Here is an 18,872-nt window from a genome sequence, read left to right as displayed (position 1 = left end):
GAGGCCGACCAACGCTGACAGTCGGCACCCACGGGTGACCACCCCCACCCCGCTCTGGCCTGGGCTCCCCGAGTTGATCTGCGACACTGGGAGGGTTATGCCTGCACCCGGAGAACTCACTTTCGTCGCCCCCCGCGGAGCCAAGAAGCCGCCGCGGCATCTTGCCGATCTCACTCCTGCCGAGCGCAAGGAGGCCGTTGCCGCTGTCGGGGAGAAGCCGTTTCGTGCCAAGCAGCTCTCGCAGCACTACTTCGCGCGGTACGCGCATGATCCGGAGCAGTGGACCGACATTCCGGCCGCTGCCCGGGGGCGGCTGCGGGAGGCGTTGCTGCCCGAGCTGATGACCGTCGTGCGGCATCTGTCGACCGACCAGGGCACCACCCGCAAGACGCTGTGGCGGCTGTTCGACGGGACGCTCGTCGAGTCCGTGCTGATGCGCTACCCGGACCGGGTGACCATGTGCATCAGCTCCCAGGCCGGGTGCGGCATGAACTGCCCGTTCTGCGCGACCGGGCAGGCGGGTCTCGACCGGAATCTCTCCACCGCCGAGATCGTCCATCAGATCGTGGACGGGATGCGCGCCCTGCGCGACGGGGAGGTCCCCGGCGGTCCCGCGCGGCTCAGCAACATCGTCTTCATGGGCATGGGCGAGCCGCTCGCCAACTACAACCGGGTCATCGGGTCCATCCGGCGGCTCACCGACCCCGAGCCCGACGGACTGGGGCTCTCGCAGCGCGGGATCACCGTCTCGACGGTCGGTCTCGTCCCGGCCATCCACCGGTTCGCCGACGAGGGCTTCAAGTGCCGCCTCGCCATCTCGCTGCACGCCCCCGACGACGAGCTGCGCGACACCCTCGTGCCGGTGAACACACGCTGGAAGGTCCGGGAGGTGCTGGACGCAGGCTTCGAGTACAGCGCCAAGTCCGGGCGCCGGCTGTCCATCGAGTACGCCCTGATCCGGGACATCAACGACCAGGCCTGGCGGGGTGACCGGCTCGGGCGGCTGCTCAAGGGCAAGCCCGTGCACGTGAACCTGATCCCGCTGAACCCGACGCCCGGGTCGAAGTGGACGGCCTCGCGGCCCGAGGACGAGAAGGCCTTCGTGGAGGCCATCGCCGCCCATGGTGTGCCGGTGACGATCCGGGACACCCGTGGTCAGGAGATCGACGGGGCGTGTGGTCAGCTCGCTGCCACCGAACGGTAGTCTGACCGCCGTAAGAACATCTGCATATTCCGACAGGGGAGCGCCACAGCGCTGAGAGTGCGGCACACGGCCGCAGACCCTCCGAACCTGGCCCAGGTCATTCTGGGTAGGGAGATCGGTCATCACTCGAGCTGTTGCGCCCTGCCCGGGACCCCGGAAGTCCCGGGCGGGGCCGCGTCTTCTCCTGGTCACTCCAGGAGGAATCCAGTGGGCAACACCATCAAGCGGCTGACGGCGGCGGTCGTCGGTCTCGGCATGGCCGGCACGCTCGCCGCGTGCGGGTCGTCCGACGGCGGCCAGGGGTCCGGCGACTCCAAGACCGTGACGCTCGTCAGCCACGATTCGTGGGCCGCGTCCGAGGACGTCATCGCCGCCTTCGAGAAGCAGTCCGGGTACAAGGTCCGGGTCCTCAAGGACGGCGACGCCGGACAGGCCGTGAACAAGGCCATCCTGACCAAGGACAACCCGCAGGGCGACGTCTTCTTCGGCGTCGACAACACCCTGCTCTCCCGCGCCCTCGACAACGGCCTCTTCCAGCCGTACGAGGCGAAGGGGTCCGAGCAGGTCAAGGCCGAGTACCGGGTCGACCAGGACGAGCACCGGGTCACGCCCATCGACACCGGCGACATCTGCGTCAACTACGACAAGAAGTACTTCGCCGACCGCAAGCTGGAGCCGCCGAAGAGCTTCGACGACCTGGTCAAGCCGCAGTACAAGAACCTGCTCGTGACCGAGAACGCCGCATCCTCCTCGCCCGGGCTCGGCTTCGTGCTCGGCACCGCCGCGCAGTACGGCGACACCGGCTGGGAGAGCTACTGGAAGAAGCTCAAGGCCAACGGCGTGAAGGTCGTCGACGGCTGGGAGCAGGCCTACAACCAGGAGTTCTCCGGTTCGGCCAGTGGCAAGAAGGCCAAGGGGGACCGGCCGCTCGTCGTGTCGTACGCCTCCTCGCCGCCCGCCGAGGTGCTCTACGCGAAGCCCAAGCCGACCTCCGCCCCGACCGGCGTCGCCGAGGGCACCTGCTTCCGGCAGGTCGAATACGCGGGGCTGCTCAGCAACGCCCAGAACACCAGGGGTGGCAAGGCCCTCCTCGACTTCCTCATCAGCAAGAGGTTCCAGGAGGACATGCCGCTCAACATGTTCGTGTACCCGGTGACCGAGGGCGCCCAGGTGCCGCCGGAGTTCGTGAAGTACGGGCCGCAGGCGAAGGACCCGGAGACCATGGCCCCGGCGAAGATCGCCGATCACCGTGACCAGTGGGTCAAGTCGTGGACCTCACTCGTACTGAAGTAGCCGTGCGCAAGCGGGGCGCGGCGGCGCGGTTCGGTCTGCTGGCCGCGCCCGTCGCGTTCTTCGCGGTCTTCTTCGCCTACCCCGTCGCCGCGATCGTCGCGCGCGGCCTGAAGACCGACGGGACCTGGCACCTCGCGCGGATCGGAGAGGTGCTGGCGCAGTCCGACGTCCGGCACGTGCTGTGGTTCACCACCTGGCAGGCGCTGGTCTCCACCGCGCTCACGCTGATCGTCGCGCTTCCCGGCGCGTACGTCTTCGCGCGCTTCGACTTCCCGGGCAAGCAGGTCCTGCGGGCGGTCGTGACCGTGCCGTTCGTGCTGCCGACGGTCGTCGTCGGTACGGCGTTCCTGGCACTGGTCGGGCGGGGCGGGCTGCTCGACGAACTGTGGGGCGTACGGCTGGACACCACGGTGTGGGCGATCCTGCTCGCGCACGTCTTCTTCAACTACGCCGTCGTCGTCCGGACCGTGGGCGGGCTCTGGGCGCAGCTCGACCCGCGGCAGGAGGAGGCCGCGCGGATGCTCGGTGCGTCCCCGCTGCGGGCCTGGCGGCAGGTGACGCTCCCCGCCCTCGCCCCGGCCGTGGCCGCCGCGGCGCTCATGGTCTTCCTGTTCACCTTCACCTCCTTCGGTGTCGTGCAGATCCTCGGCGGGCCCACCTTCTCCACCCTGGAGGTGGAGATCTACCGGCAGACGTCCGAGATCTTCGACCTGTCCACGGCGGCCGTGCTGACGCTCATCCAGTTCGTCGCGGTGGGCGCGATCCTCGCCGTGCACGCCTGGACCGTGCGGCGGCGGGAGACCGCGCTGCGGCTGGTGGACCCGTCCGTGACCGCGCGCCGGCCGCGCGGCGCCGGGCAGTGGGCGCTGCTGGGCGGGGTCCTCGCCACGGTCGTCGTCCTGCTCCTGCTGCCGCTCGCCGTGCTGGTGCAGCGGTCCCTCGGCGCGCCGGGCTTCGGCTACTACCGGGCGCTGACCAGCGAGGACGGCGGGGTCTTCCTGGTCCCGCCGATCGAGGCGATAGGCAACTCCCTGTCGTACGCCGTCGCCGCCACGCTCATCGCCGTGGTGATCGGCGGTCTCGCCGCTGCCGCGCTCACCCGCCGGGACGCCGGGCGGTTCGTGCGCGGTTTCGACGCGCTGCTGATGCTGCCGCTCGGGGTGTCCGCGGTCACCGTCGGCTTCGGGTTCCTGATCTCCCTCGACGAGCCGCCGCTGGACCTCAGGTCCTCCTGGATCCTGGTGCCGCTCGCGCAGGCCCTGGTCGGGGTGCCGTTCGTCGTACGGACCATGCTGCCCGTGCTGCGGGCCGTGGACGTCCGGTTGCGGGAGGCGGCCTCTGTGCTGGGGGCCTCGCCCTGGCGGGTGTGGCGGGAGGTGGACCTGCCGATGGTGCGCCGGGCGCTGCTGATCGCCGCCGGGTTCGCCTTCGCCGTGTCCCTGGGTGAGTTCGGCGCGACGGTGTTCATCGCACGGCCCGACAACCCGACGCTGCCGGTGGCCGTGGCCCGGCTGCTGGGGCGGCCCGGTGACCTCAACTACGGGCAGGCGATGGCCCTTTCGACGATTCTGATGGTGGTGTGCGCCGTGGCCCTGCTGGTGCTGGAGAGGCTTCGCACGGACCGGACGGGGGAGTTCTGATGCTGCTGGCTCTGCGGGGCGCGACGGTCCGTTTCGGCGGGCGGGCGGTGCTGGACGCCGTCGATCTGGAGGTCGCCGAGCACGAGATCGTGTGTGTGCTCGGGCCCAGCGGCAGCGGCAAGTCGACCCTGCTGCGGGCGGTGGCCGGGCTGCAGCCCCTGGACTCCGGGCAGGTGGTGCTCGACGGCCGCGACCAGGCGGGTGTGCCCGCGCACAGGCGCGGCGTCGGGCTGATGTTCCAGGACCACCAGCTGTTCCCGCAGCGGGACGTGGCCGGGAACGTCGCCTTCGGGCTGCGGATGCACGGCGAGCCGAAGCGGCAACAGGCGGAGCGGGTGCAGGAGTTGCTGGACCTGGTGGGGCTGCCGGACGCGGGACGCCGGGCCGTCGCGATGCTGTCCGGCGGGGAGCAGCAGCGGGTTGCGCTGGCCCGGGCCCTCGCACCGAGCCCGCGGCTGCTGATGCTGGACGAGCCACTCGGGCAGCTCGACCGGTCGCTGAGGGAGCGGCTGGTCGTCGAACTGAGGGAACTGTTCGGCCGGTTGGGCACGACGGTGCTCGCCGTGACGCACGACCAGGGGGAGGCCTTCGCGCTGGCCGACCGGGTCGTGGTGATGCGGGACGGGCGGATCGCCCAGTCCGGCACGCCTCTTGAGGTGTGGCAGCGGCCCGCCGACGCCTTCGTCGCCCGCTTCCTCGGGTTCGAGAACGTGGTCGAGGCGACGGTCGGGGCGGAGGCCGCGGACACGCCCTGGGGCAAGGTGCCGGTGCCGGAGGGTGCCCCGCAGGGCACCCGGACCCTGCTGGTGCGGCCCGCCGGGGTGCGCCTGGTGCCCGCAGACTCGGGCCTGCGCTGCACGGTGGCCGCGCGTACCTTCCGGGGCACGCATGTCGCCGTGCACCTCCAGCCCGAGGGCGCACCGCGCCTGGAGGCGGCGTGCGCGCTGCGGGCGGCACCGGAGGTCGGGGACGAGGTGGGCGTGGAGTTCGACGCGGCGGAAATCGTGGTGCTCGGCTGAACGCGCCCGCCTAGGGTCCGAGGCATGACGCCACTCGCGCACGACCGCTACTGCGACGAAATCGCCCACCAGATCACCCTGTTGCGGCAGGTGGTGACCTCCGGGGCAGACCTGTCCGGCACCGTGCCCACCTGCCCCGACTGGTCGCTGGAGGAACTCGTCCGGCACACGGGCGGCGCGCTGCGCTGGGCGGAGCTGATGGTGCGGACCCGGGCCGCGGAGGAGGTGCCCGAGGAGCAGGTGCCGGGTGTGGCCGGGCCCGAGGCCGTCGGTGACGCCGCGTCACTGGACGCCTGGCTGGCCGAGTCGGGCGAGCAGATCGTCGCCACGCTCCGGGAGGCCGGACCGGACGCGAAGGTGTGGAGCTGGGCCGGGATACAGAGCTCCGGGTTCTGGGCCCGCAGGATGACGCACGAGATCACCGTGCACCGCGCCGACGCCGCCCTCGCCGCCGGGCTGCCCTACGACGTCGCGCCCGAGGTCGCCGCCGACGCGATCGACGAATGGCTCCAGATCGTGGAGTACGTGCAGCGGACGGAGCCGCAGGACGTGGTGGGGGAACTGGTCGGCCCGGGCAGCAGCATCCACCTGCACGCCACCGACACCGGGCCGGACCTCAACGCCGAGTGGGTCGTCGAGCTCACCGAGGACGGTGTCCGCCGGCGCCGGGGCCACGAGAAGGCCACGGTCGCCCTGCGCGGGCCGCTCACCTTCGTGCTGCTCGCGTTCTACCGCCGGCTGCCGCTCGACGCCAAGGAGCTGGAGGTCCTGGGAGAGCGGGAGTTGCTGGAGTTCTGGCTGGAGCGGGCCACCTTCGGCTGAGACGGGACCTGGCCCGCCCCCCGGTCGGGGACGGGCCACATCACGGAGTGTGCCGCGGGCGTCAGCTGTCGCTGTTCGCCCCGCGACGGCGCATGCCGAAGAACACCGCACCGCCACCGACGACGACCAGGGCCGCCGCGATGCCGGCGATGATGCCGGTGTTGGAGTCGGCACCGGTCTCGGCGAGGTTGGAGTCACCGGCCGGGGCGGGCACGTTGCCCGCCGGGGACGTGCTCTGGCTCTCCGACGGCTCCGGAGCCGGGGACTCACTGTCCTCGGCGGGCTGGGAGGGGGAGGCCGACGGGGTGGTCGGCGTCGCCGGGGGAGTCGAAGCCGGAGGAGTCGAAGGGGGCTGCTCCTCCTTCTTGCAGGCGGTCGCCGGGGTCACGAGGTTCGGCTTGATGTCCTCGTCGACGTAACCGGCGGCCTTGACGTGGATGCGGTACTCGGCGTTGGGCTTCCACTTCTCGGCGAAGGTGATGGTCGTGCCCTCGCGGGAGCCCTTCACCTCCTGCTCGCCGACCTTCTTCACGTCGGCGCCGTTGTTCTCCAGGTACACGGTGACCGTCGCCGGGATGCCGGCGGGGTCGACGTCGGTGACGGTGATGACGCCCTTGTCACCGTCGCACTTCGCCTCGGCGGAGAACTCGCTGATGTCGCAGGCGAGCGCGTTGCCGGCGGTGCCGAGCGCGATCGCGGCCGAGGCGGAGACGACACCGAGGACGCGCACGGCACGTGCGCGGCGGGATACGGACAGAACTGCCACGTTTGTCCTTTACGGGATTGCTCAAGCGGGGGGTTGAGGCAGTGCTGACTGGACATCAGCACCACCGGGAGGCTCTCAGGTCTATAAGCGCCGCATAAGTAGTGTCAACGCATATGCAGGTTGCAAGCACTTGCTTTGCCTTCTTATTAACCGCCGAGACGTTTCAGCGCCTCCGGCGCCTCCTCGATCCGGTCCACCAGCGCGATCCGCGCCTCCATCGAGCGGCCCCGGGCCAGCGAGCGGAGCAGCGGCCACGCGGGCAGCTTCTCCGTCCAGTGCGCGCGGTTCACCAGCACCATCGGCGTCGGCTCGCCGCGCGACTCGTAGTAGTTGGGCGTCGCGTTGTCAAAGATCTCCTGTACGGTCCCGGCGGCGCCCGGCAGGAACACCACGCCCGCGTTGGACCGGGCCAGCAGGCCGTCCTCGCGCGTGGCGTTGGCGAAGTACTTGGCGATGTGCGACGCGAAGGCGTTCGGCGGCTCGTGGCCGTAGAACCAGGTCGGGATGCCCACCGAGCGGCCGCCCTGCGGCCGACGGGCGCGTATCTCGAAGGCGGCCGCGGCCCACTGGGTGATCGACGGGGTGAAGTGCGGTGTCTTGCCGAGGAGTTCGAGCGACTCGGTGAGGATCTCGTCGTCGAAGGGGGCGACGTACGCGCCGAGGTTCGCGGCTTCCATCGCGCCCGGGCCACCACCGGTGGCCACCGTGAAGCCGGCGCGGGCCAGCTCCCGGCCGAGGCGTGCGGCGCCCGCGTACTCCTCGGTGCCGCGGGCCATCGCGTGGCCGCCCATGACACCCACGACCCGAACGCCGGACAGGAGTTCGTCGAGCGCGTCCGAGACGGAGTCGTCGTGAACCGAGCGCAGCATCGACGCGTAGATGTCGCGGTCCGCCTTGGTGCGCTGGAACCAGGCGTAGGCGAGGGCGTCGGGCGTGGCCTCGTAGCCGTCGGCCAGCGACGCGAAGAGTTCGTCCGGGGAGTAGACCAGGCCGCGGTACGGGTCGAACGGCAGGCCCGGGACCGGCGGGAAGACCAGGGCGCCGTCGGCCCGGACCTTCGCGTCCGCGTCCCCGCGCATCGCGCAGCCCAGGAAGACCGCGCCCGCGGTGTCCGTGGTGAGCAGCTCGCGCGTACGGTCCGTCAGATCGACGGCCTGGACGCGGTATCCGGCGAGGGTGCCGCGCGCCGTGACGGTCGCGTCGAACTCCTCGAGGGTCTCTATCTCACGGTCGTCGTGGTGGGCCGCATGGGCGGGCATCGTCTGCACCCGCCCATGCTAGGCCGCACGCCGTCAGCCCTGGACGGCCGCGGGGTCCATCCACACGACCTCGAAGGTGTGGCCGTCCACGTCGTCGAAGGCGCGGCCGTACATGAAGCCGTGGTCCTGCGTCTCGCCCGAGACGGAACCGCCCGCCGCGACCGCCTTCTCGACCAGCTCGTCGACCTTCTCGCGGCTCTCGGCGCTCAGCGCGATCAGCACCTCGCTGGTCTTCGTCGAGTCCACGACGTCCTTCTTCGTGAACTGCGTGTACTTCTCCTTGGTGTGCACCATCACCACGATGGTCTCGCTGATGACGACCGAGGCGGTCGTGTCGTCGCTGAACTGCTCGTTGATCGTGAAGCCAAGCTCCGTGAAGAACTTCTTCGAGGCGCCGAGGTCGCCGGTGCACAGGTTCACGAAGATCATCTGCTGGTACATGCGAGGTCTCTCCCATCAAGTCCGTGTCGTTACGCGGGGATAGACCGGGCGCCGGTCCGGAACTCATCGCCCTACGGAGATTTTTTTCGTACGAGTTTTCCGGCGGGTCTTCCGGCGGTCCTCCGGCGAGCGGTCGCGGGACTCAGCGCGCCAGGGGGAGCGCCGCCAGTTCCGCGACCGTCAGGGTGAGCGGACCGAACACGGCGAGCAGCGCGCCCGCGCGGAGGGCGGCGGCGCTGCGCAATGTCGTGGCGGGGGCGCCGAGCCGCATCAGGGCGGCGGTGGTGCCGGCGCGGGCCTGCCTGGCCTCGACGGCCGCCGTCAGGAGCGTCGCCGTGGTGCACCCGGTCACGAGCAGTACGCCGAGGGTGGTGAGCGGGCCGAGCGAGAGCCCGTCCGGGGCGTGCAGCAGCGCCATGGCCCAGGCGGCGGACAGGACCGCGCAGACGACGCCCAGGGGACGCCCGATGCGGACGGCCTCCGCCATGAGGATGCGGCCGGCCAGGAGCCGCAGGGCGCCGGGGCGGGCCGACTGGAGCAGCCGTCCGCACAGATGGGTCAGGCCCGGACCGGCCAGGGCCAGACCGACGGCGGCCAGGGCCCAGCCCGCCAGCACGCCCGGGGAGGCGCCGGAGAAGGAGAGGTCAGGGGGTGTCGGAGCGGTACGGCTCGTGTAGCTCACCACGGCGAGGCCCGCGGCCAGCACGGTGATGCCCCATGGCAGACCGGAGGGAGCGGCGACGGTGTCCGGCAGGGCTGCCTCGGAGACCTCGTCGGGGACGTCGGGCGTCGCAGGGACGGGGTGCAGGGTCAGGGCCCCGGCGGGGCTGATGGCTCCGGCCGCGTCCGGCGCCGCCGCGTGCGCGCTGAGCCGCTGGGCGGGATCGCCGGCCGGGGCGGCCTCCGCAGCCCGGTGCGGCGCGGCCGGCGAAGCGGCCTCCGCGGCCGGGTCCACGACGCGCTGATCCACGGCGCCCGGATCCACGGCGCCCGCATCAACGGCGCCCGGATTCACCGCGCCCGCGTCCACCGCGGGCGGTCGGGCGGGGTCCGCGACCGCGCTCACCGTCCCGCCGGGGCTCGCGGCCGCCGCAGGGGCCGACCCGCCGGTCCGGGCCGTCGGCGGGCCGCTCTTCGCGGCGGGCTCGGCGGTACGGCCGTCGGTGGGCCGGACGATCTGCCGGCCGAACCGGCCGTACGCCCCGAAGGTCTCGCGATTGCTGGTGCGCCGGTAGGCGCCGAAGCGGCCGTACATCCGGGCCGCCCGGGGCGCGGCGGGCCCCGCCTCGCGCGGTCGCAGGACCATGGCCACCGCCACCGACGCGCCGACGGGCACGAACGCCAGCAGGGTCAGGGCCCCCGGCAGCGGCAGGGGCCGGCCGGCGGCGAGGGAGTCGGCGGCGGCGCCGTCGAAGGGCATGCCCGTCAGGTCGCCCCGCAGGTGCAGGAAGACGAGCAGGGCCAGCATCGAGCCCAGCGTGCAGGACAGGGCCGTCGTCGTCGCCGAGACGGCCATCATGCGGACCGGTCCCAGGCCGATGGCCGAGAGGCCGGAGCGGGGCTTGGTGCCGGGGTCGGTACGGGCCACCGCGACCGCGAAGTACACCGTGGCGGCCAGCGGGGCCGCGCACCAGGCCAGCCTGAGCGCGGCGGAGCCGGGGGAGCCGGGGTGGCCCAGCGCGTAGCCCAGGGCGCAGAGCAGCAGGAAGCCCGTGCCCGCCGAGGCCGCCGTGACCAACAGGCGGCGCAGCTGGACGGCGGGGTGGGCGCCGCGGGTCAGACGGAGAGCGAGCACGCGGCCCGGCCTTCCGGTTCGCTGGTCTCGGCGACCGGCGGCAGGTGGACCGTCTGCACGCGCCGCCCGTCGAGCAGGGACACCGTGCGGTCGGCGAGGGACGCCGTCTCCGCGTCGTGGGTGGCCAGGACGACGGTGATGCGGTGGGAACGGGCCGCCGTGGTGAGGGTGCGCAGCACATGGGCGCGGTCGGCGCGGTGCAGGGGCGCCGTGGGCTCGTCGGCGAACAGCACCGACGGGGCGGGGGCCAGGGCGCGGGCGATGCAGACCCGCTGCCGCTCGGCCTGCACCAGCTGGTGCGGCCGTTTGCGGGCGCTGTCGCCGATGTCCAGGCGCTCCAGCCACTCCAGGGCCGCGGTCTTGGCGCGGCGCCTGCTGGTGCCGCGCAACATCAGCGGCAGGGCGGTGTTCTCCCAGGCGTTGAGCTCCGGCACCAGGGAGGGGGCCGGGTCGATCCAGCCGAACCGGTCGCGGCGCAGCCGCTCGCGGGTGAGGGGGCCCATGGTGTGCACGGGCATGCTGTTGAACCAGACCTCGCCGCGCCGGACGGGCACCAGGCCGGACAGGCACCGCAGCAGGGTCGTCTTACCGCTGCCGCGCGGGCCGCTCAGGGCGAGGATCTCGCCCTCGCGCACGCCGAGCGAGACGCCGCAGAGCGCGGGCGAGCCGTCGTCGTGCTGGAAGTGCAGGGCGCGTGCCCAGAGCACGTCGTTGTCCGGCGGGGCCTCCATGCGCGTACACCTCGGTTCAGATCCGTAGTTCCCGTGCCATCCCCCGTGCGGGGGAACGAAGGCAGGGCCGATCGGTCACTGGGCACGCTAGGCAGAAGGGGGCCGGGACGCCGGACAGCACGCGGCCCCGGGCCGCCGTTTCTCACTCGAACGGGCGGCACCGGGGCCGTTGTTGATCATCCAGGCAGACGATCGGAGCGACGCGGGTCAGAGCTTGGTCCACGCCTCCGAGAGGGTGGCCCTCAGGATCTGCTCGATCTCGTCGAACGTCGACTGGTCGGAGATCAGCGGCGGGGCGAGCTGGACGACCGGGTCGCCGCGGTCGTCGGCCCGGCAGTACAGGCCGTTGTCGTACAGCGCCTTGGAGAGGAAGCCGTACAGGACGCGCTCGGTCTCCTCGTCGTTGAAGGACTCCTTGGTGTTCTTGTCCTTCACGAGCTCGATGCCGTAGAAGAAGCCGTTGCCGCGGACGTCGCCGACGATCGGCAGGTCGTGGAGCTTCTCCAGGGTGGCGCGGAAGTTGCCCTCGTTGTCCAGGACGTGCTGGTTGAGGTTCTCGCGCTCGAACAGGTCGAGGTTGGCCAGGCCCACGGCTGCGGAGACCGGGTGGCCGCCGAAGGTGTAGCCGTGCAGGAAGGTGTTGTCGCCCTTGTAGAACGGCTCGGCCAGGCGGTCGGAGATGATGCACGCGCCGATCGGGGAGTAGCCCGAGGTCATGCCCTTGGCGCAGGTGATCATGTCCGGCACGTAGTCGAACTTGTCGCAGGCGAAGTACGTGCCCAGGCGGCCGAAGGCGCAGATGACCTCGTCCGAGACGAGCAGCACGTCGTACCGGTCGCAGATCTCGCGGACGCGCTGGAAGTAGCCGGGCGGGGGCGGGAAGCAGCCGCCCGCGTTCTGCACCGGCTCCAGGAAGACCGCGGCGACCGTGTCCGGGCCCTCGAAGAGGATCTGCTGCTCGATCTGGTCGGCGGCCCAGCGGCCGAAGGCCTCCGGGTCGTCACCGAAGAGCGGGGCGCGGTAGATGTTGGTGTTCGGGACCTTGTGCGCACCCGGCACCAGCGGCTCGAAGGGGGCCTTCAGACCCGGCAGGCCGGTGATGGACAGGGCGCCCTGCGGGGTGCCGTGGTAGGCCACCGCGCGGGAGATGACCTTGTGCTTGGTGGGCTTGCCGGTCAGCTTGAAGTACTGCTTGGCGAGCTTCCAGGCGGTCTCCACCGCCTCACCGCCGCCGGTGGTGAAGAAGACCTTGTTCAGGTCGCCCGGGGCGTGCCCGGCGAGGCGCTCGGCCAGCTCGACGGCCTTGGGGTGGGCGTAGGACCACACCGGGAAGAACGCGAGCCCCTGCGCCTGCTTGAAGGCGGTCTCGGCGAGCTCGACCCGGCCGTGCCCGGCCTGCACGACGAAGAGGCCGGCGAGGCCGTCCAGGTAGCGCTTGCCCTTGTCGTCGTAGATGTACGTGCCCTCGCCCCGGACGATGGTGGGGACGGGGGCCTTCTCGTACGACGACATGCGCGTGAAGTGCATCCACAGGTGGTCGTACGCGGACTGGGAGAGGTCCTTGCTCACGGCTATCGGGTCCTCACGGTTATCGGGTTCCCCACATGTAGGTCTGCTTCTTGAGCTTGAGGTAGACGAAGCTCTCGGTGGAGCGCACTCCGGGCACCGCCCGTATGCGTTTGTTGATGACGTCCAGGAGGTGGTCGTCGTCCTCGCACACGATCTCCACCATCAGGTCGAAGGAGCCTGCGGTCATCACCACGTACTCGCATTCGGACATCGCCGACAGCGCGTCCGCGACCGCTTCCACGTCGCCCTCGACGTTGACGCCGACCATCGCCTGTCTGCGGAAGCCCACGGTGAGCGGGTCCGTGACGGCGACGATCTGCATCACGCCCTGGTCGAGCAGTTTCTGGACGCGCTGGCGCACGGCCGCCTCCGACAGGCCCACGGCCTTGCCGATGGCGGCGTACGGCCGGCGGCCGTCCTCCTGGAGCTGCTCGATGATGGCGAGGGACACGGCGTCCAGCTGCGGCGAGCTGCCGTTCCTGGACTCGCGGGAGGGCTCGCGGGACTCCCGCGAGCCCTTCTGTTCTGCGCTTCGACTGGCCACGAGGTCACTGTGCACGAGGTCTCGACACTTCCGCAAGCCTGGATCGATGAAATTCGTTGTTTGAGTCCTCTACTCCTGCGAATTCCGCACGATCGAAGGGAGCGGGGGTGTTGAAAACGTGGGTCGGCCGACTAGGGTGGGTGTCTCAAGTACTGGACATCCGAACTGGAGGGCCGGCAGTGAGCACCGAGCTGCGTCGTCTGCGCAACTACATCGGCGGTGAGTTCAAGGACGCCGCCGACGGACGGACCACCGAGGTGGTCAATCCCGCGACGGGCGAGGCGTACGCGACCGCTCCGCTGTCCGGGCAGGCGGACGTGGACGCCGCGATGGCGGCGGCCGCCGAGGCCTTCCCCGGCTGGCGCGACACCACGCCCGCCGAGCGCCAGAAGGCCCTGCTGAAGATCGCGGACGCCTTCGAGGAGCGCGCCGAGGAGCTGATCGCGGCCGAGGTGGAGAACACGGGCAAGCCGGTCGGGCTGACCCGCTCCGAGGAGATCCCGCCGATGGTCGACCAGATCCGCTTCTTCGCGGGCGCGGCGCGGATGCTGGAGGGCCGCTCGGCCGGTGAGTACATGGAGGGCCTGACCTCCATCGTGCGCCGCGAGCCGGTCGGGGTCTGCGCGCAGGTCGCGCCGTGGAACTACCCGATGATGATGGCCGTGTGGAAGTTCGCCCCGGCGATCGCGGCGGGCAACACCGTCGTGCTGAAGCCGTCGGACACCACCCCGGCCTCGACGGTCCTCATGGCCGAGATCATCGGCTCGATCGTCCCCAAGGGCGTCTTCAACGTCATCTGCGGCGACCGCGAGACCGGCCGCATGATGGTCGAGCACGAGACCCCGGCGATGGCCTCCATCACCGGCTCCGTCCGCGCCGGCATCCAGGTCGCCGAGTCCGCCTCCAAGGACGTCAAGCGCGTCCACCTGGAGCTGGGCGGCAAGGCCCCGGTCGTGGTCTTCGAGGACACCGACATCACCAAGGCCGTCGAGGACATCTCGGTCGCCGGTTACTTCAACGCCGGCCAGGACTGCACCGCCGCCACGCGCGTGCTCGTCCACGAGTCCATCCACGACGAGTTCGTCTCCGCGCTGGCCAAGGCCGCGTCCGAGACGAAGACCGGGCAGCCGGACGACGAGGACGTGCTGTTCGGCCCGCTCAACAACCCCAACCAGCTCAAGCAGGTCGAGGGCTTCATCGACCGGCTGCCCGCGCACGCGCGCGTGGAGGCCGGCGGCAAGCGGGTCGGGGACAAGGGCTACTTCTACGCGCCGACCGTCGTCTCGGGCCTGAAGCAGACCGACGAGATCATCCAGAAGGAGGTCTTCGGCCCGGTCATCACCGTGCAGTCCTTCTCCGACGAGGAGCAGGCCGTGGAGTGGGCCAACGGCGTGGAGTACGCGCTGGCCTCCTCCGTGTGGACCAAGGACCACGGCCGTGCCATGCGGATGTCCAAGAAGCTCGACTTCGGCTGCGTGTGGATCAACACCCACATCCCGCTGGTCGCCGAGATGCCGCACGGCGGCTTCAAGAAGTCCGGCTACGGCAAGGACCTCTCGGGCTACGGCTTCGAGGACTACACGCGGATCAAGCACGTGATGACGTCGCTGGACGCGTAGTCACACGGTTCGGTCGTGAACGGCCCCGGGCGCTGCCGCCCGGGGCCGTTCCGTTGCCCCGCCCTCTTTTTTGAACATGTTCAACTTGGGCGTAGAGTGCCTCCATGAACGACAGAGCCGCCCTGCTCAAGGGCATCCGCGCCTGGTTGGCCCTTTTTGTCGTGTGCCTGGTGCTCAGCGGCGCCACGGCCTTTCCCCTGGTGCACGAACTGCGGTGGACCGAGGATCTGTTGCGCGCGTTTTCCGTCGGCGACCACCTGCCCGGGCTGGCGGAGTGGATCGGGCGGGTCCGGGCCGGCCTGGACCAGGCCGACGCGGAATACCCCTTCCTCCTCTACGGCACGGACTGGCTGGCCTTCGCGCACCTGGTGATCGCGGTCGCCTTCTACGGGCCCTACCGTGACCCGGTCCGCAACATCTGGGTCGTCGAGTTCGGCATGATCGCCTGCGCGGGGATCATCCCGCTCGCCCTGATCTGCGGACCGCTCCGGGGGATCCCCTTCTGGTGGTCGGTGATCGACATGGCCTTCGGGGTGTTCGGCGTGATCCCGCTGTACGTCGTCCGGCAGCGGATCAAGCGGCTGGAGGCGCTGACCGCGCCCGTGACCGCCCCGGCGTTCGGCGGCTGAGAAAAACTGTTACCCCGAGAACCTTCACGCCGTCTCCCCGCATGTGATCCCCCACATAGCCAAGACCCCCGTCCTGCCTGAGAGGGTGCGTGCGGAGAAGTACCGATCCCGGCCGGCGAGAGGCTCCCGTGGACAGTGAGCACTGGCGCGCCGTCATCACCGCGGCGCAGGCCGGCGACCGGCGGGCGCTCGACGAGCTGGTCGCGGGCTGGCTGCCGCTGGTCTACAACATCGTGGGCCGGGCCCTGAACGGCCACGCCGACGTCGACGACGTCGTGCAGGAGACCATGCTGCGCGCCGTCGGCAACCTCGGTTCGCTCCGCGACCCCGACAGCTTCCGGTCCTGGCTGGTGGCGATCGCCATGCGGCAGATCCGCGACCGGGCCCGGCGGAGGACCCCGGACCGGCTGGAGGAGGCACCGGCCTCCGACTTCGCCGACCTGACCGTGCTGCGGCTCCAGCTGGAAGGGCAGCGGCGCGAGGTCGCCGAGGCCGTGCGCTGGCTCGACGACGAGGACCGGCAGCTGCTGTCGCTGTGGTGGCTGGAGGTCGCGGGCGAGCTGACCCGGCGCGAACTGGCCGCCGCCGTCGGCATCACCCGGCAGCACGCCGCCGTGCGCGTCCAGCGGATGAAGGAGCGCCTGGAGATTTCACGCGGCATCGTGCGCGCCCTGGACGGTGCCTGCCCCGGCCTGCGCGAGCTGACCGGCCGCTGGGACGGCCGGCCCGACTCGGTGTGGCGCAAGCGGCTGGCCCGGCACATCCGCGGCTGCGGCTACTGCGGCGGCACCCGCGAGAGCGTCGTCCCGGCCGAACGCCTCCTGGTGGGCATCGCCCTCGTCCCGCTGCCCGTCGGGTTCACCCTGTCGCTCGCCTTCGGCGGCAAGACGGCCGTGGCCGCCGCCTCGGCCGCCACCTCCGCCGGCTGGTCGGCCAAGCTGCTCGGCGCGCTCACCAAGCCGGCCGTCGCGGTGACGGCGGGCGCGACGATCGTCGCGGGCGGCGCCTACGTCGTCACGCAGCCGCCGGACGCACCGCCGCCCCGGGCCGCCATCGCGCCCACGGCCACGGCCACTTCCGAACCGCCGCGGTCGTCCGCACCGGCCGCCCCCACCCCCACCCCCAAGCCCTCGCCGTCGGCGACGAAGAAGGCCGACCTGTACGGCACCGTCGTCGACGCCGTCGACCGCGCTCCCGACCCGGACACCCGGCCCGCCGCCCTGCCGCGCCGTCCCGAGTCCGGCATCACCAGCACCGGCGGCCCGAAGGCGGTCATGCAGCACCGCGGCGACCGTGTCACGCTCACCGGCCGGGGCTACGTCCTGGTCCGCTGGCAGATCTCACCCGGGTCGCGGCCCGGCCCGCTGGTCATGCCGTCCTGGACCGGTCTGAAGGGCAGACTGTTCCACGTGGCGTCCGGCGGCTCGCGGCGGATGGACGACCCGCTGCCCGGAGCCCCGAACGGCTACGCCACCGGCATGGGCGGCCCGGACATCGGCTACGCCGTCCTCCCGCCCGGCACCCAGCAGATGTGGCAGAACGAGTACTTCTACCTCGACGGCACCGTCACCCTCACCCAGAACGAACGGGGCTGCGACTACGGCCTCATCGTCTTCCCGTCGGACCGGGACGCCGTGGTCAGGGACATCGACGAGGGCCCCGCCGACGGCGCCCTTCGCTACGGGCTCGTCCGCGACACCGGCACGGACAGCGCGCCGGTGCCGCAGTACGTCACGCGCGAGACGCCGGCCGATCCGGCGACGGTGCCGCAGCGTTCGCGCGTGTAGCGCACAGCACGTCGACGCGGTTCGTCGTGATCGAGTCCACGCCCGCCTCCAGCAGCCGCCGCATGGAGCGGCGGGTGTCGGGGGTCCAGACGGACAGCAGGTAGCCGTCGGCGTGCACCCGCTCGGCGAGCGGGCGGTCCACCAGTGAGAAGCGGTAGTTGAGCCAGCGCGGGCGGACCGCCTCCAGCAGCACCGGCCGGGGCGGGGCCAGGGTCGTCCAGGTGAGGGCGATCTCGGCGGCCGGATCCGCGGCGCGCACGGCGAGCATGGCGTCGGCGCCCGCGCAGTAGTAGACGCGGTCCGCCGCCCCGGCCTCCTCGACGACGCCCATGATCCGGCGCACCGCCCGCACATCGGGCGACCCGGGCAGGTCGATCATCACCCGGTGCCCGTCCGTCGCGGGCAGGGCCTCGGCCAGGGTCGGCACCCCGCCGCCGGTCAGGCCGCGCACCTCCTCGGACGACAGCGCGAGCAGGGGCCGTTCGTGCTCCCACAGCCGCTTCAGCGTCGCGTCGTGCAGTAGCACCGGCACGCCGTCCCGGGTGAGCCGTACGTCGATCTCCACGGCGTCCGCGCCCCGGCGCAGCGCGGAACGCAGCGAGGCGACGGTGTTCTCCCGGACGCGGTAGGGGTCGCCCCGGTGGGCCACGGCGACCGGGGCGGGCGTCACCGGGAGAGCCACTGCGCGGTGTAGGTGTCGATCTCGCCGGTGATCCGGGCCTTGCCCGCCGCGTCCAGGAAGGACGCCTCGACCGCGTTCTTGGCCAGCTCGGCCAGGCCCCGCTCGTCGAGGTCGAGGAGCCGGGCGGCAACCGCGTACTCGTTGTCGAGGTCGGTGCCGAACATCGGCGGGTCGTCGGAGTTGACGGTGACGACCACCCCGGCCCGCACGAACTCCTTGATGGGGTGCTCGTCGAGGGTGCGGACCGCGCGGGTGGCGATGTTCGAGGTCGGGCACACCTCCAGCGGGATCCGGTGCTCGGCGAGGTGCGCGAGCAGCTTCGGGTCCTGCGCGGAGCTGGTGCCGTGGCCGATGCGCTCGGCCCGCAGGTGGGTCAGCGCGTCCCACACCGTCTGCGGGCCGGTCGTCTCGCCGGCGTGCGGGACGGAGTGCAGGCCGGCGGCGATCGCCCGGTCGAAGTACGGCTTGAACTGCGGCCGCTCCACGCCGACCTCGGGCCCGCCGAGACCGAAGGAGACCAGGCCCTCCGGACGCAGCCGGTCGTCGGTGGCGAGCCGGGCCGTCTCCTCGGCGGCCTGCAGCCCCGCCTCGCCGGGGATGTCGAAGCACCAGCGCAGCACGGTCCCGAAGTCGGCCTCGGCGGCCTTGCGGGCGTCCTCGATCGCGTCCATGAAGGCCCGCTCGTCGATGCCGCGCCGGGTGGACGAGAAGGGCGTGATGGTCAGCTCGGCGTAGCGCACCTGCTGCCGGGCCATGTCCCGGGCCACCTCGTACGTCAGCAGCCGGACGTCCTCCGGCGTGCGGATCAGGTCGACGACCGACAGGTACACGTCGATGAAGTGTGCGAAGTCGGTGAACGTGAAGTAGTCGGCCAGGGCCTCGGGGTCGGTCGGCACCTTCGAGTCGGGGTGCCGCGCGGCCAGTTCGGAGACGATCCGGGGGGAGGCGGATCCCACGTGGTGCACATGCAGTTCGGCCTTGGGCAGGCCCGCGACGAAGGCCTTGAGGTCGCGAGGGGCGTGCGGGTCGACGAGGTGCTGGGTCAAGGTTCCTCCCCGGAACGGCGCTCCGG

At 71.6% G+C, this 18,872-nt stretch carries 17 protein-coding genes and 1 riboswitch; of the genes, 8 read left to right on the top strand and 9 right to left on the bottom strand.

Annotated elements, in window-relative coordinates:
- Positions 1-97 precede the first annotated feature (97 nt).
- The 5 genes from rlmN to OO68_RS34030 all read left to right on the top strand — a co-directional run bounded on the left by rlmN (position 98) and on the right by OO68_RS34030 (position 5,978).
- On the top strand, positions 98-1,204 hold the full coding sequence (gene rlmN, locus OO68_RS34050) for a dual-specificity RNA methyltransferase RlmN (RefSeq protein WP_033313115.1): 1,107 nt from the start codon (positions 98-100) through the stop codon (positions 1,202-1,204).
- A 24-nt stretch (positions 1,205-1,228) separates the two neighbouring features.
- Positions 1,229-1,335: riboswitch (TPP riboswitch) on the top strand.
- Positions 1,336-1,459: 124 nt separating this feature from the next.
- Positions 1,460-2,497, top strand: a complete 1,038-nt coding sequence (locus tag OO68_RS34045; RefSeq protein WP_051814909.1) for a thiamine ABC transporter substrate-binding protein — start codon at positions 1,460-1,462, stop codon at positions 2,495-2,497.
- Positions 2,473-4,137: an ABC transporter permease gene (locus tag OO68_RS34040; protein WP_033313112.1), complete on the top strand. Its 1,665-nt coding sequence runs from the start codon at positions 2,473-2,475 to the stop codon at positions 4,135-4,137. The genes OO68_RS34045 and OO68_RS34040 overlap by 25 nt, the downstream gene beginning before the upstream one ends.
- Positions 4,137-5,156, top strand: coding sequence for an ABC transporter ATP-binding protein (locus tag OO68_RS34035; protein WP_033313110.1), 1,020 nt, complete (start codon positions 4,137-4,139; stop codon positions 5,154-5,156). The genes OO68_RS34040 and OO68_RS34035 overlap by 1 nt, the downstream gene beginning before the upstream one ends.
- Positions 5,157-5,180: 24 nt before the next feature.
- Entirely contained in the window at positions 5,181-5,978 is a 798-nt protein-coding gene (locus OO68_RS34030; protein ID WP_033313109.1) for a maleylpyruvate isomerase family mycothiol-dependent enzyme, read from the top strand.
- Positions 5,979-6,039: 61 nt separating this feature from the next.
- Here the strand turns inward: OO68_RS34030 and OO68_RS34025 are convergent, their stop codons facing one another.
- The 7 genes from OO68_RS34025 to OO68_RS33995 form a co-directional block, all read right to left on the bottom strand.
- On the bottom strand, positions 6,040-6,735 hold the full coding sequence (locus OO68_RS34025) for an LAETG motif-containing sortase-dependent surface protein (protein ID WP_033313379.1): 696 nt from the start codon (positions 6,733-6,735) through the stop codon (positions 6,040-6,042).
- A gap of 155 nt (positions 6,736-6,890) precedes the next feature.
- Positions 6,891-8,012: an LOG family protein gene (locus tag OO68_RS34020; protein WP_033313108.1), complete on the bottom strand. Its 1,122-nt coding sequence runs from the start codon at positions 8,010-8,012 to the stop codon at positions 6,891-6,893.
- A 24-nt stretch (positions 8,013-8,036) separates the two neighbouring features.
- Positions 8,037-8,444, bottom strand: coding sequence for a VOC family protein (locus OO68_RS34015; protein ID WP_033313107.1), 408 nt, complete (start codon positions 8,442-8,444; stop codon positions 8,037-8,039).
- 142 nt (positions 8,445-8,586) lie between these two features.
- Positions 8,587-10,239 (bottom strand): hypothetical protein, encoded by a 1,653-nt coding sequence (locus OO68_RS34010; RefSeq protein WP_033313105.1) that lies wholly within the window; start codon positions 10,237-10,239, stop codon positions 8,587-8,589.
- Positions 10,221-10,970 carry an ABC transporter ATP-binding protein gene (locus OO68_RS34005; protein WP_033313103.1) on the bottom strand — a complete coding sequence of 250 codons (750 nt, stop codon included), beginning with the start codon at positions 10,968-10,970 and terminating at the stop codon, positions 10,221-10,223. The genes OO68_RS34010 and OO68_RS34005 overlap by 19 nt, the downstream gene beginning before the upstream one ends.
- Positions 10,971-11,177: 207 nt before the next feature.
- Positions 11,178-12,545: an aspartate aminotransferase family protein gene (locus OO68_RS34000; protein ID WP_078625622.1), complete on the bottom strand. Its 1,368-nt coding sequence runs from the start codon at positions 12,543-12,545 to the stop codon at positions 11,178-11,180.
- Between the two features lie 13 nt (positions 12,546-12,558).
- Positions 12,559-13,098 (bottom strand): Lrp/AsnC family transcriptional regulator, encoded by a 540-nt coding sequence (locus tag OO68_RS33995; RefSeq protein ID WP_033313100.1) that lies wholly within the window; start codon positions 13,096-13,098, stop codon positions 12,559-12,561.
- A 164-nt stretch (positions 13,099-13,262) separates the two neighbouring features.
- Here OO68_RS33995 and OO68_RS33990 point away from each other — a divergent pair, with 164 nt between their 5' ends.
- The 3 genes from OO68_RS33990 to OO68_RS33980 all read left to right on the top strand — a co-directional run bounded on the left by OO68_RS33990 (position 13,263) and on the right by OO68_RS33980 (position 17,118).
- On the top strand, positions 13,263-14,702 hold the full coding sequence (locus OO68_RS33990; protein WP_033313098.1) for a gamma-aminobutyraldehyde dehydrogenase: 1,440 nt from the start codon (positions 13,263-13,265) through the stop codon (positions 14,700-14,702).
- A gap of 104 nt (positions 14,703-14,806) precedes the next feature.
- On the top strand, positions 14,807-15,331 hold the full coding sequence (locus OO68_RS33985; protein ID WP_033313097.1) for a hypothetical protein: 525 nt from the start codon (positions 14,807-14,809) through the stop codon (positions 15,329-15,331).
- A 128-nt stretch (positions 15,332-15,459) separates the two neighbouring features.
- Positions 15,460-17,118 carry an RNA polymerase sigma factor gene (locus OO68_RS33980; protein ID WP_033313096.1) on the top strand — a complete coding sequence of 553 codons (1,659 nt, stop codon included), beginning with the start codon at positions 15,460-15,462 and terminating at the stop codon, positions 17,116-17,118.
- On the opposite strand, the gene OO68_RS33975 is transcribed toward OO68_RS33980, so the two are convergent.
- Together OO68_RS33975 and OO68_RS33970 are read right to left on the bottom strand one after the other, a co-directional pair.
- A complete protein-coding gene (locus tag OO68_RS33975) occupies positions 17,063-17,788 on the bottom strand; it encodes a glycerophosphodiester phosphodiesterase (RefSeq protein WP_033313378.1) in 726 nt (241 codons plus the stop codon). The genes OO68_RS33980 and OO68_RS33975 overlap by 56 nt on opposite strands.
- Positions 17,785-18,846: an adenosine deaminase gene (locus OO68_RS33970; RefSeq protein ID WP_033313095.1), complete on the bottom strand. Its 1,062-nt coding sequence runs from the start codon at positions 18,844-18,846 to the stop codon at positions 17,785-17,787. The genes OO68_RS33975 and OO68_RS33970 overlap by 4 nt, the downstream gene beginning before the upstream one ends.
- Positions 18,847-18,872 lie beyond the last annotated feature (26 nt).

The sequence above is a fragment of the Streptomyces iakyrus genome, assembly GCF_000717055.1.
Taxonomy (GTDB): Bacteria; Actinomycetota; Actinomycetes; order Streptomycetales; family Streptomycetaceae; genus Streptomyces; species Streptomyces iakyrus.
The sequence above is the reverse complement of the archived record's forward strand: the minus strand, read 5'-3'. Positions and strand labels throughout refer to the sequence as shown.